Annotated in this window: 11 protein-coding genes; 9 read left to right on the top strand and 2 right to left on the bottom strand. The window is 64.0% G+C overall.

What is annotated here, in order from left to right; translation table 11 throughout:
* Window positions 1–4 precede the first annotated feature (4 nt).
* From I6F38_RS20740 to I6F38_RS20775, 8 genes are all read left to right on the top strand, one after another.
* Entirely contained in the window at window positions 5–1,000 is a 996-nt protein-coding gene (locus I6F38_RS20740) for an acetamidase/formamidase family protein (protein WP_225161606.1), read from the top strand.
* A gap of 58 nt (window positions 1,001–1,058) precedes the next feature.
* The gene (locus I6F38_RS20745; RefSeq protein ID WP_141339913.1) at window positions 1,059–2,273 is read left to right on the top strand and encodes an urea ABC transporter substrate-binding protein; all 1,215 of its coding nucleotides are present in this window, start codon (window positions 1,059–1,061) and stop codon (window positions 2,271–2,273) included.
* Window positions 2,274–2,366: 93 nt separating this feature from the next.
* Window positions 2,367–3,233 (top strand): branched-chain amino acid ABC transporter permease, encoded by an 867-nt coding sequence (locus tag I6F38_RS20750; protein WP_016845722.1) that lies wholly within the window; start codon window positions 2,367–2,369, stop codon window positions 3,231–3,233.
* Between the two features lie 13 nt (window positions 3,234–3,246).
* Window positions 3,247–4,320: a branched-chain amino acid ABC transporter permease gene (locus tag I6F38_RS20755; protein ID WP_225161607.1), complete on the top strand. Its 1,074-nt coding sequence runs from the start codon at window positions 3,247–3,249 to the stop codon at window positions 4,318–4,320.
* Window positions 4,321–4,323: 3 nt separating this feature from the next.
* Window positions 4,324–5,043 carry an ATP-binding cassette domain-containing protein gene (locus tag I6F38_RS20760; RefSeq protein WP_018270850.1) on the top strand — a complete coding sequence of 240 codons (720 nt, stop codon included), beginning with the start codon at window positions 4,324–4,326 and terminating at the stop codon, window positions 5,041–5,043.
* Window positions 5,033–5,743 carry an ABC transporter ATP-binding protein gene (locus I6F38_RS20765; protein WP_016845725.1) on the top strand — a complete coding sequence of 237 codons (711 nt, stop codon included), beginning with the start codon at window positions 5,033–5,035 and terminating at the stop codon, window positions 5,741–5,743. The genes I6F38_RS20760 and I6F38_RS20765 overlap by 11 nt, the downstream gene beginning before the upstream one ends.
* 63 nt (window positions 5,744–5,806) lie before the next feature.
* Window positions 5,807–6,568: an SDR family NAD(P)-dependent oxidoreductase gene (locus I6F38_RS20770; protein ID WP_225161608.1), complete on the top strand. Its 762-nt coding sequence runs from the start codon at window positions 5,807–5,809 to the stop codon at window positions 6,566–6,568.
* Window positions 6,569–6,654: 86 nt separating this feature from the next.
* Window positions 6,655–8,058, top strand: a complete 1,404-nt coding sequence (locus tag I6F38_RS20775; RefSeq protein ID WP_225161609.1) for an amidase — start codon at window positions 6,655–6,657, stop codon at window positions 8,056–8,058.
* A 6-nt stretch (window positions 8,059–8,064) separates the two neighbouring features.
* Here the strand turns inward: I6F38_RS20775 and I6F38_RS20780 are convergent, their stop codons facing one another.
* The gene (locus tag I6F38_RS20780) at window positions 8,065–9,654 is read right to left on the bottom strand and encodes an ABC transporter substrate-binding protein (protein WP_225161610.1); all 1,590 of its coding nucleotides are present in this window, start codon (window positions 9,652–9,654) and stop codon (window positions 8,065–8,067) included.
* 22 nt (window positions 9,655–9,676) lie between these two features.
* The gene (locus tag I6F38_RS20785) at window positions 9,677–10,879 is read right to left on the bottom strand and encodes a serine hydrolase (RefSeq protein ID WP_225161611.1); all 1,203 of its coding nucleotides are present in this window, start codon (window positions 10,877–10,879) and stop codon (window positions 9,677–9,679) included.
* A gap of 234 nt (window positions 10,880–11,113) precedes the next feature.
* Between I6F38_RS20785 and I6F38_RS20790 the strand changes: the two genes are divergently transcribed.
* Window positions 11,114–11,788 carry a LuxR C-terminal-related transcriptional regulator gene (locus I6F38_RS20790; RefSeq protein WP_028345120.1) on the top strand — a complete coding sequence of 225 codons (675 nt, stop codon included), beginning with the start codon at window positions 11,114–11,116 and terminating at the stop codon, window positions 11,786–11,788.
* Window positions 11,789–12,023: the final 235 nt, after the last annotated feature.

Genomic DNA, 12,023 nt, shown 5'->3' on the forward strand with positions numbered 1-12,023 from the left:
TCGCATGACCGAAGACTGGTTGAAGAGTTCCATCATGGCCAAGCGCGCCCTTGCCAAGGGCGCGACCGGTACGACCCATAGCCTGACGATCGAGCAGCAGGGCGGCTTCCATTACGTCTATGGGCCCTATGCCAAGCCGACCCTGTCGATCGACCCGGGCGGGGTCGTCGTTGTCGAAACCGAAGACGCCTTCGGCGGCGTGCTCACCAGCGAAAGCGACAGCCCTACGGCGAAGCTGAACTTCCCCTATCTGAACCCGCAATGCGGGCCGATCGCGGTCAAGGGCGCCAGGAAGGGCGATTGCCTCGCCGTCTATATCCGTGACGTCGAGACCCGCGGCGCGCAGCCGGCCGGAACGACCTGCATCATTCCGGAATTCGGCGGCCTGGTCGGGACCGCATCCACGGCGCTGCTCAATCCACCGCTGCCGGAACGCGTCAAGAAGTTGCATGTCGACCGCGACGGCGTGCGCTGGAGCGACAAGATCACGCTGCCCTATGAGCCGTTTATCGGCACGATCGGCGTCTCGCCCGAGATCGAGGCGATCTCCTCGCTGCAGCCCGATTATCACGGCGGCAACATGGACCTGCCCGACGTCGCACCGGGCGCGATTATCTATCTGCCGGTGCATGCCGAAGGCGGGCTGCTCTATGTCGGCGACTGCCACGCCACGCAAGGCGACGGCGAGCTCTCGGGCGTCGCGCTCGAGCAGCGCGCGACTGTCACTTTGCAGATCGATCTGATCAAAAACTGGAGCTTCGCCTGGCCGCGGCTGGAGACGCGCGACTTCATCATGACGATCGGCAGCGCCCGCCCGCTCGAGGACGCTGCGCGCATCGCCTATCGCGAGCTCGTGCGCTGGATGAGCGCCGATTACGGCTTCGACGAAATCGACGCCTACATGCTGCTCAGCCAGGCCGGCCGCATGCGGCTCGGCAACATGGTCGATCCCAAATACACGATGGGAGCGTCGATCCTGAAGAATTACCTCAAGGCGTGACTTCAAACATCCTTCAACGACAGAGGACATCGCGATGTATTCGGGGCGTATAGTCGGAATGGCTTTGCTTGGTGCAATGCTCGGGACCGCGGCAATAGGTGCCGCCCAGGCGGCGGAGCCGCCGCTGAAGGTCGGCTTGCTGGAGGACGTCTCCGGCGACCTCGCCTTCATGGGCATGCCGAAGCTGCACGGCTCGCAGCTGGCGGTCGAGGAGATCAACAAGAGCGGCGGCATTCTCGGCCGGCAGATCGAGTTGATTCACCTTGATCCCCAGGGTGACAATGCCCGCTATCAGGAGTTCGGCCGCCGGTTGCTCAATCGCGACAAGGTCGACGTGCTGATCGGCGGCATCACCTCTGCATCGCGCGAGGCGCTGCGCCCGATCGTCGATCGCACCACCACGCCGTACTTCTATACGAACCAGTATGAAGGCGGTGTCTGCGACGCCAGCATGATCAGCATGGGCGCGGTGCCGGAGCAGCAGTTCTCGACCCTGATCCCCTGGATGGTCCAGAAGTTCGGCAAGAAGGTCTATGTCATCGCAGCCGACTACAATTTCGGCCAGATCTCCGCGGAGTGGAACCGCAAGATCATGAAGGACCTCGGCGGCGAGGTCGTGGGCGAGGAATTCATCCCGCTCGGCGTGTCGCAGTTCGCGCAGACGATCCAGAACATCCAGAAGGCGAAGCCGGACTGGTTGTTGACGATCAATGTCGGCGCCGCCCAGGACTCGTTCTTCGAGCAGGCGGCCGCGGCCAACCTCAACCTGCCGATGGGCTCTTCGATCAAGATCATGCTCGGCTTCGAGCACAAGCGGTTCAAGCCGCCGGCGCTCAACAACATGCATGCGACCGCGAACTGGTTCGAGGAGATCGATACCCCCGAAGCCAATGACTTCAAGAAGCGCTGGCACGCAAAATTCCCCGACGAGCTTTACATCAACGACATGGGCTACAACGCCTATAACGCGCTCTACATGTACAAGGCGCTGGTCGAGAAGGCGAAGTCGACCAAGCTCGAGGACATGCGAAAGGTGATCGCAACGGGTGATGCCTGCATCGAGGCTCCCGAGGGCAAGGTCTGCATCGACCCGAAGAGCCAGCATACGTCGCACCGCATGCGCCTGATCTCGGTCGGGCCCAAGCATGAGGTGACGGTGGAGAAGGACTACGGGACGATCCAGCCATACTGGCTCGGCGAGATCGGCTGCGACCTCACCAAGAAGAACGACAAGGATCAGTACACGCCGAGTCATCTTCCCAGCAAGTCGTGATGCGCGCAGGCACGAATCTTGCTCGTGTTTGCATCGCGGCTTTGAAGCAAGCCGGCGCCGCAATGATGCGGCGCCGCGATCAGGGAGACCGGAATGTCGGCTGAACTCTTCTCGGTATTCTATCAGTTCGCCGATGTCTTCGCGTTCCTGATCCTGTCGGCGGCGGGCCTGGCCATCGTGTTCGGCATGATGGGCGTCATCAACATGGCGCATGGCGAGTTCATTATGTGCGGTGCCTACGTCACCGTAGGGCTCGTGAATCTCGGCGTCCCGCTTCCGATCGCGCAGATCCTGGCCGCGCTGACGGCGGGGATCATCGGCATGATCGTCGAGTACCTCGTCGTGCGGCGCTTCTACAAGCGACCGCTCGACTCGCTGCTCGCGACCTGGGGCCTCAGTCTGATCGTGACGCAGTCGATGCTGCTGATCGTCGGCTCCGCGGTGCGGGGTATTGGCACGCCGGAAGGAAGCTTCGCGATTGGGGGCTACACGTTTTCGACCTACCGGCTGGTGCTGTTTGCCTGTGCGGTAGCGGTCCTGGCGGGCCTCTACATCATCTTCATGAAAACGCGCTTCGGCGTGATCGCGCGCGCCACGATGCAGAATGCGGCGATGGCCAAGGCGCTCGGCGCGCGCACGGGGCGGATTTATTCCATCAGCTTCGGCATCGGCACCGCGCTCGCGGGGCTCTGCGGCGCGCTCTACGCACCGACCATGACGCTGATCCCGACCATGGGCGCGACCTTTGTGGTCGAGAGCTTCGTCACCGTGGTGATCGGCGGCGCCAATGTCCTGCTTGGAACTGCGCCGGCCGCGGTGTTCCTGGCGATGATCCGAATGGCATTGAATGCCAGCTACGGGCAGATCATCGGGCAGATCGGCATGCTGTTTGCTGTCATCCTGATCATACGTGTGCTGCCTGAGGGACTATCCAGCGTGCTGGTTCGTCGTGGGCGCTAGACGGGAATTTCTGATGTTGAAGCTGCTCGAGGGCCCGCAGACGCTCGGACGCGGGAAGATCTTCTGGTCCTGTTTCCTCGCCGTGCTGGCGGGGGCGCTGATCTATCCGCTGTTCGCCGATTCCTATGACGTCGGCAATTTCGCCTACTTCCTGATCTGGATATTCATGGCGCTCGGTCTCTGCCTGATGTGGGGATACGGCGGCATGCTGTCGTTCGGCCAGACCTTCTTCTTTGGCATCGCCGGCTACGGCTATGGCGTGCTCGCCATCAATATGGGCGGGGGAACGACCACGATCGCCGCGCTGGTTCTCTCCGTGGTCATCGCGATGATCGCGGCCGGGATCCTCGGTTACTTCATGATCTGGGGCGGCATCAGCGGGATTTTCTTCGGCATCGTGACGTTGTCGGCGACGCTGGTGCTTGCCTTCTTCCTCGGGCAGACCGCGGGGCCCGAATGGCATATCGGTCCGGCTCGGCTGAACGGCTTCAACGGCATGAAGGGAATGGACCCGCTCACGGTCGGCGACTTCGACATCGAGGGCTCGGCGCTCTATTACGTCATGATCGCGCTGATCGTGATCGTCTACATCGCGCTGCGCATGCTGGTGAACTCGAGCGTAGGCAACGTGATCGTGGCGACGCGGGAAAATCCGCAGCGCGCCGAGATGCTCGGCTATGACGTCCGCAAGTATCAGCTTTTGACGTTCGTGATCGGCAGCGGCCTCGCAGGGTTGAGCGGCGCACTGTACACGTCGTGGGGGCAGTTTATCACGCCATCCAGCATCGGCCTGCCGGCGGCGGCGATGCCGATCGTGTGGGTGGCGTTCTCCGGACGCAACGATCTGACCGCGACCTTGGTCGGATCGTTCCTGCTGCTGTTCGGCTTTCAGACCATCACGGTCTACAGCCAGCAAGCGGCGCTGGTGCTGATGGGCGTGCTGCTGCTCGCCACCGTGATGCTGGCGCCGCAGGGCTTCGTACTCGGCATCGGCAAGCTCGTCGTCGATTGGTGGACCAGGCGTCGGCGCCGCGACGAAGTCCCCGCGCTGGCCGATACCGCCCGCCTGCAATCGGATGAGACCTGAATCATGGCGCTGGTCGATGTGAAAGGTGTCTCCAAGCGTTTCGGTGGATTGACTGCCGTCTCCGACGTCGACCTGACGGTCAATGCCGGCGAGGTGCACTGCCTGATCGGGCCCAACGGGGCCGGGAAGAGCACGCTGTTCAAATTGATCGTCGGGCTCTATCCGCCGACCACGGGCAGCATCTTCTTCGACTCGATCGATATCACCGCCGAGAGGCCCTACGCGCGGGTGCAGCGCGGCATGAGCATCAAGATGCAGGCGCCGAGCGTGTTCAAGGAGCTGCCGGTGCGGCAGAACATCCAGATCGCGCTGCAAGAACGCATTTCGGGCGCGGAATGCCGTGCTGAAGAGGAGCGGCTGCTCGCGTTGCTCAATCTGGCTGACGATAGCGGCAAGCTTGCCGGTGCGCTGTCGCACGGCCAGCAGCAATGGCTGGAGATCGGGATGGCGCTGGCGCTGCAGCCGCAGCTGCTGCTGCTGGACGAGCCGACCGCCGGCATGTCGCCGGAAGAGACTTTCAAGACCGGCGAGCTGATCAAGTCGTTCAATGCCGAGGGCATGACCGTCCTGGTCGTCGAGCACGACATGGCGTTCGTGCGTCAGGTCGCCCAGCGCGTTACCGTTCTGCATCTTGGCAAGATCTTCGCGCGCGGCAGCTTGGAGGCGATTTTGGAAGACGAGAAGGTCGCGGAAATCTATCTGGGTAAGACTCATGCCCACTGATCGCATTCTGGAGGTGTCGGGGCTTTGGGCGGGCTACGGCGCGACGCCGATCCTGCAAGGCGTCAGCATGTCGGTTTCGCGCGGCGAGATCGTCGGCGTGATCGGCCGCAACGGCGTCGGCAAGTCGACCCTGATGCGGTGCCTGATCGGTCTGCTGCAGACCTGGCGCGGCACCATCAGCTTCATGGATCAGGATGTCACGCAGCTCGAGGCCGATGCGCGGGCGCGCGCCGGCTTCGGCTACATCCCGCAGGGTCGCGACGTGTTTCCGCAAATGAGCGTCGAGGAGAATTTGCAGGTCGGCGAGTTGATCGGCGGGCCCGAAGGCAAGAAGCTGCCCGAGCTCGTCTACGAGTATTTTCCACGCCTGAGGGAGCGCCGGCGCCAGATCGCGGGCACCATGTCGGGCGGCGAGCAGCAGCAGCTTGCGATCGGCCGCGCGCTGATCGGCAATCCGGCGCTGATGATCCTCGACGAGCCGTCGGAGGGCATCCAGCCGTCGATCGTGCAGCATATTTGCGAGGCGCTGAAATCGTTCCGAGCGGAGCTCGGGACCACGATCGTGTTCGTGGAGCAGAACCTCGACACCATCCTGGAGATCGCGCAGCGCTGCTACATCATGGAGAAGGGCAAGATCACGCGATCGCTGGCCGGTGAGGAGGTCAACGCGGACAACGTTCGCGCGCAGCTGTTACTGTGATCGACCGCGCGATGCGGTGAAGATCAGTGCGTTGCATAATTGATAATAATGGAGGGAATGGACATGGATCTCGGACTCAAGGGAGCAAAGGTTCTCGTTACCGGCAGCACCAAGGGCATCGGCAGGGCGATCGCCGACACGTTCGCCGCCGAGGGCGCCCATGTCGGCATCTGTGCGCGCAACCAGGGCGACGTCGACGCTGCGGTCACAGCGCTCAAGGCCAAGGGCGTTTCGGCGTTCGGTGGTGCCGTCGACGTCTCGAACGGGCCGGCCCTGAAGGCCTGGGTCGCCGACATGGCGTCCAAGCTCGGCGGCATCGATGTCGTAGTCGCCAATGTCAGCGCGCTCTCGATCGGGCAGGACGAGGAGAGCTGGGAGAAGGAATTCTCCACCGACATGATGGGCACGGTGCGGCTCGTCAACGCGGCGATGCCGTATCTGGAGAAGAGTGCGGCGGCCGCGATCGTCACGATCTCGAGCGTGTCGGGGCGCGAGGTCGATTTTGCCAGCGGTCCCTACGGTACGTTCAAGGCGGCGATCATCCACTACACGCAGGGTCTCGCCTACCAGCTCGCAGCCAAGGGCATCCGGGCCAATTCGGTGTCGCCGGGCAACACCTACTTCGAAGGTGGCGTCTGGAACATGATCAAGGACGGCAATCCCGAACTGTACAAGACCGCACTGGCGCTCAACCCGACCGGCCGCATGGGCACGCCGCAAGAGATGGCGAACGCCGCCGTGTTCCTGGCCAGCAAGGCGGCGAGCTTCATCACGGGGACCAACCTCGTGGTGGACGGCGCGTTGACGCGCGGCGTCCAGTTCTAGGCGGGGCGCGCCGTCAGCACAGTCGCGAGATCGCCGCCCGCGGCGGCGGTCCGGACAGGCATATTCCGATAACAGCAGGGCGTCAGATGTCAGCGGATTCATTGCACTACAAATCCATCACCGAGATCTCGGAGCTCATTCGCCGCAAGGAGGTGAAGCCCTCGGAGATCACCGAGGCGATGCTGGGCCGGATTGCGAAGCTGGACGGACAGTTTCACGGCTATGCGCTGGTCCTTGCGGAGCGAGCGATGGCCCAGGCCAAGCAGTACGATGCGGAGATCGCCAAGGGCGTCTGGCGCGGCCCGCTGCATGGCGTTCCGATCGGGTTGAAGGACCTCTGCTACACCTCGTTTGCACCGACCGCGGGCGGCACCACGATTCACGCCAAATTCGTACCGTCCTTCAATGCCACGATCGTGGACCGGCTCGAAGTCGCCGGCGCGGTGACGCTCGGCAAGCTGAAGATGACGGAGGGGGCCTATACCAGCCAACATCCTGCAATCCAGGCCCCGCTCAATCCGTGGAATGTGAACTACTGGGTTGGCTCGTCGTCGACCGGATCGGGCGTCGCGACCTCGGCGGGGCTCTGCTACGGCTCGATCGGCAGCGACACCGGCGGCTCGATCCGCTTTCCGTCGGCGACCTGCGGATTGACCGGGATCAAGCCGACCTGGGGGCGGGTCAGCCGCTACGGCGTCTTCCCGCTGGCCGACTCGCTCGATCACGTCGGGCCGATGTGCCGGAGCGCTGCGGATGCCGCGGCGATGCTCGGCGTCATCGCGGGCGCTGATATCAACGACCCGACCGCCTTGCGGGCTCCGGTGCCGAACTATCTGGCTGGAGCGGGCGACGGCATCAGGGGCCTCAGGATCGGTGTTGACCGCAGGTACACCCAGGAGGGCATCGATCGGCAGGTCGTCGCTGCGCTGGTGCAAGCCGAGCGCACGCTCGCCGATCTCGGCGCCGACATCCGCGAGGTGCATTTCCCGCCTTATCAGAAGCTCGTCAGCCAGTGGATTGCGATGTGCTCGGTGGAGACAGCAGAGGCGCATCTGGACACCTACCCGTCGCGGAAGTCGGAATACGGACCCGACCTCGCGCAGCTGATCGAGCAGGGCAGGGCGACGAGCGGCGTCGACATCGCGGCCATCCATCATGAACGGCAGAAGTTCAGCGGCAGCCTCGCCGCCATGTTCGAAGATACGGACCTGCTGCTGATCCCGACGATGCCGGTGCCGATCCCGACGCTCACCAAGATGAGCGAATACGGTGCCGACCCCAACGTCCTCCTGAGCATTCTGCGCTTCACGGCGGTGTTCGATTTCTCGGGCAGCCCGACCATCACGCTGCCGATGGGCATGGCCTCGGACCAGATGCCGCTCAGTATGCAACTGGTCGGCCCGCATCTGTCCGAAGACGTGCTGGTCCGCGCCGGCGCCGCGTTCCAGTCGGTAACGGATTGGCACACGCGGCGACCGCCGATCGAATAGGCACCGTTAGCCGGTCTTGTCGACGTTCCAGAACAGGGGCACCGGCGCACGCACGATGTCCTTCAGCGCCTTGCGCGTCGCGGCCGGTTGATTGTACTGCCCGGTCGGGACGTGGGTAACCACCTCGTAGGCGCGTGCCTGGATCTTGTCGGCCAGCACCTTCTGGTCCGGCGGCGCCGCGGTGCGGGCAAAGCTGTCGCGCAGCCGCTCGAGCTCGGCGTCCTCGACCCAGCCGAAGAAGCCGCCGTTCTTGCCCTTGCCGTTGACGCAGGCGTTGCCGATCGGATTGACGAGGTCGGCGCTGGCCCAGGTCGAATGGTAGAGCGACCAGCCGCCGTCGGCCGGCATCGACTGCTTGGCGCGCCGCGCCACCACCGAACCCCAATCCATCGCGAGCAGGTTGACGTTCATGCCGATCGAACGCAGCGCCTCGGCGGTGACGGTGCCGAGCGCGGTGATGATCGGGGCGTCGGTCGCGTGCAGGATCGTGATCTGCTCGCCCTTGTAGCCGCCCTGCTTGAGCAGCTCCCTGGCTTTCGCGGTGTCCGCCTTGGTCGACCATCCGACCGCACTTTCGAACGGCGTGCCGGCGACGAAGATCGCCGGCGTGATCTTGTAGTAATCGGGATTGCCGATCTGGGTGTCGAGCCAGTCCTTCTGGTTCACCGCGTGCAGCACGGCCTGGCGGATCTCTGGCCGGTCGAACGGCGGCACCAGCCAGTTCATCCGGCACATGCCGGAGAAGCCCAGCGTGTTGTAATCGGTCAGCTCGACATTCGCTGCGCGCGCGAGCATCGGATGATGGTCGTGCGGCGGCACCTCGAAATAGTCGATCTCGTCGTTCATCAGCGCGTTGGTCGCGATCTGGAAATCCGGCACGCTGATCCATTCGTAGCGGCCGATCTTGACCACCTTGCCGCCGCCGGTGCCGTCGGACGGCTCGTCGCGGGAAACGTAGTCCGGGTTCTTCTCATAGGCGGCCTTGACGCCGGGCTGGAATTCCGCCGTCACGAAGCGGAACGGTCCGGAGCCGAGATGATCTAATATGGCCTGGTCGGCGGGCGTCGCGGCGATCCGCGCCGGCACGATGAAGGGCACGTTGGCGGTCGGCTTCCCGAGCGCCGCCAGAACGAAGCCGCACGGCTCCTTCAGCGCCATGCGAAAGGTGCGCTCGTCGACCGCCTTCAGCTCGGCAACGAATTCGAAGAGTTTTTGGCCCATCGTGTCGCGCCTGGCCCAGCGCTGCAGCGAAGGGATGACATCGGCCGACGTCACCGCGCTGCCGTCATGGAATTTGAGGCCGGGCCGCAGGCGGAAGGTGTAGGTCAAGTTGTCGGTGGAGACATCCCAGGCCTCGACCATCTGCGGCTTGATTTCGAATTTCGAATTGGTCGAGAACAGCGTGTCATAGATCATGTAGCCGTGGTTGCGCGCGGTCCACGCCGTCGTCATGATCGGGTCGGTGGCGCGCAGCGGCGCGTGCATGACGGCCGTGATCGTCTTCGAACTGGCCCGCGCGATGCGCGGCATCGCAATGCCGAGGCTTGCTCCCGCGCTGATCTGCAGCAGACGGCGGCGGTTGATCGATGGTCCCATGGTGTCCCCCTGTCGCAATCGGTCAGCTCTTGCCGGCAAGCCTGGCCGCGAGCGCGCGATAGCCGCGCATCCACATGTGATCGAGATCGAGATCCATCGGCAGCGGCTGCGAGGAGACGCGTGCGATCACGGTCTCATTGGCCGGATCGATGTAGATCCACTGGCCATGGATGCCGACCGCGGCAAACGGCGTTTCGCGCCGGTCGAGCGTGTACCACTTGTTGCGGTAATTGCCGTTTGGAAACACTTTCGTCAGGTCGCCGCGCGACCAGGCCTCGGCATTGCCGTTCTGCCTGATGTCGTCGATCCACCAGCCGGGGACGACCTGTCGTCCGTTGCTGATGCCGTGATTGCGCATCATCTCGCCGAAGCGGGCGAGATCGCGCAGTGTCGCGCAGATGCCGCCGGCGACGCGGCCTGCGCCGCGTGAATCGACCGTGATGTAGGCATCGTGCTCGGCGCCCATCGGCTGCCACAGATAGTGCGAGAGGATCTTTGCGTAGGACAGGCCGCAGGCGCGCTCATAGACCCAGCCGAGCACATCGGTGTTGGTCGAGACGTAGTGGAAGGTCTCTCCATGCGGTGCGCCGTTCGGCCGCAGCGTGCGCAGATAGTCGCGCAGATTGCTCGGCGGAACTGCCGGATCGGGCAGCTCCCAGCCGGTCGAGCGCCGGTAGCTCATGACATCGCCGTCGCGCGCCATGTAATCCTCGTCGAAGCGGATGCCGACGCTCATGTCGAGCAGATGCCGCACCCTGCAGCCGCCGCCATAGACCGAGCCCTCCATCTCCGGGATGTAGCGCGTGACCGGCGCGTCGGGATCGAGCTTGCCGTGATCGGCGAGGATGCCGCCGAGCGTTCCGGCGACCGACTTGCTGACGGAGAAGATCAGGTGCGGGGTATCGGGCGTCAGGCCATGAGTATACCATTCGAACGCGACCTGTCCGCGATGCGACACGACGATGCCGTCGGTGTGGCTGGCGCGCAGCGCCTCGCCGACGCCGATCGGCTCGCCGCGCGGGTTGACGAAGCTGACGTCGTCGAGATAGCGCGGCGCAAAGGACAGCGGCGCCGGCGCCGCAGCGCGCGCGATGTTCGCGGTGGGCAGCAATTCGCGGACATTGCGGAATGCCCACTCGTTGAAGGGATGTTGGCGCCAGTTGGCGAGCGTGACCTGTTCGTCGGCCGCCGACGGGAAGGCGGCCATGATGCGACGCGAATTCATTCTTGATCCAGCAATGACATCGGATGATGCGCGAAAGTTCCGCATGGCTCGCGTCGCTCGCAATCAACCGGATGGTGGAGGGGGCCGTTGGGTTACTTCGGCGTAACCGTTTTCCCGGATGTGCGCTTCCTGCGTTTGGCCCGCAATTTGCTTGACTATGGCTCGCGCGTGCCTCAGCGTGACGGTTACGCGACGCGCAGACGTTCGCCATCGGGAAACATCGGGAGGTAGGTCATGATCGCGCTTCTGGGCCGACCGGATCCGGCAACCACGCAGGCCATTCAGTTCGCGCGCGGCATTCTCGAGGGGTCGGCGACCGCGTTCTACGAGGTCGACGGCAATTTGACCCTCAACCGCTTCGTGCTCAGCAGCAACGTGCCGCCGAGTTTCCACGACCAGTATCTTGCCGGCATGAACCGGCTCGATCCGTTACATCCGCGCTCGGCGAGCAACCGGCCGATTGCGCGGCTGAGCACGGCGCTCGACCAATGCGCGACCCAGGAGGCGGCGACCTACCGCGCCTTCGCCGGCCAATGCGGCGTCGCCGACATGATCGAGTTCTTCTTCCGCCGCAACGACCGCATCGTCGCCGGAATGAGCGTGCTGTGGGCGCCGGGCTGCGCGATCCCCGACGGCAGCATGCACATTGCGGAGAAGATCCACGACTATCTCGAGTTCAACCTCACCAGCCGCCTGTCGTCGAATGCCGACGAGCCGGCGCGCTTTGGCCTGACCTCGCGCGAGATGGAAGTCGTCGAGCTGTTGTGCTGCGGCCGAACCAACCGCGAGATCGGCGAGTGCCTGAACATCGGCCTAGCGACGGTGAAGACGCATCTGATCCATATCTTCGAAAAGCTCGGCGTCGAGACCCGCTCCGCCGTCGTGGCAATGATGTCGCGGCCGCATTGAGGCGCGGGCTGTCGATTAGAGCCCGCGGCTCTTCCAGCACGTCGTCCCTGCGAAAGCAGGGAGGTGGATTCACATTCGAAGTGCAACACTTGAGCAAAGGACTCGGCGGGCGTGCGGTAGTCAAGGCATTTGCGCGGGGTGTTGTTGTAGGCGGCGATGAACTGGCGGAATCTGGCGGTCGAGAGGGTTACGAGATCCGTCTTGCGGGGAATAAAGCGGCGCATCCTGCCGATGG

The organism is Bradyrhizobium sp. BRP56 (assembly GCF_020194035.1).
GTDB lineage: Bacteria > Pseudomonadota > Alphaproteobacteria > Rhizobiales > Xanthobacteraceae > Bradyrhizobium > Bradyrhizobium australafricanum.

Excerpts from the sequence above, each read along its gene's own strand:
- I6F38_RS20775 (WP_225161609.1), top strand. The coding sequence starts at position 6,655 with ATGTCAGCGGATTCATTGCACTACAAATCCATCACCGAGATCTCGGAG.
- I6F38_RS20765 (WP_016845725.1), top strand. The coding sequence starts at position 5,033 with ATGCCCACTGATCGCATTCTGGAGGTGTCGGGGCTTTGGGCGGGCTAC.
- I6F38_RS20785 (WP_225161611.1), bottom strand. The coding sequence starts at position 10,879 with ATGAATTCGCGTCGCATCATGGCCGCCTTCCCGTCGGCGGCCGACGAA.
- I6F38_RS20790 (WP_028345120.1), top strand. The coding sequence starts at position 11,114 with ATGATCGCGCTTCTGGGCCGACCGGATCCGGCAACCACGCAGGCCATT.
- I6F38_RS20755 (WP_225161607.1), top strand. The coding sequence starts at position 3,247 with ATGTTGAAGCTGCTCGAGGGCCCGCAGACGCTCGGACGCGGGAAGATC.
- I6F38_RS20780 (WP_225161610.1), bottom strand. The coding sequence starts at position 9,654 with ATGGGACCATCGATCAACCGCCGCCGTCTGCTGCAGATCAGCGCGGGA.
- I6F38_RS20745 (WP_141339913.1), top strand. The coding sequence starts at position 1,059 with ATGGCTTTGCTTGGTGCAATGCTCGGGACCGCGGCAATAGGTGCCGCC.
- I6F38_RS20770 (WP_225161608.1), top strand. The coding sequence starts at position 5,807 with ATGGATCTCGGACTCAAGGGAGCAAAGGTTCTCGTTACCGGCAGCACC.
- I6F38_RS20750 (WP_016845722.1), top strand. The coding sequence starts at position 2,367 with ATGTCGGCTGAACTCTTCTCGGTATTCTATCAGTTCGCCGATGTCTTC.
- I6F38_RS20740 (WP_225161606.1), top strand. The coding sequence starts at position 5 with ATGACCGAAGACTGGTTGAAGAGTTCCATCATGGCCAAGCGCGCCCTT.
- I6F38_RS20760 (WP_018270850.1), top strand. The coding sequence starts at position 4,324 with ATGGCGCTGGTCGATGTGAAAGGTGTCTCCAAGCGTTTCGGTGGATTG.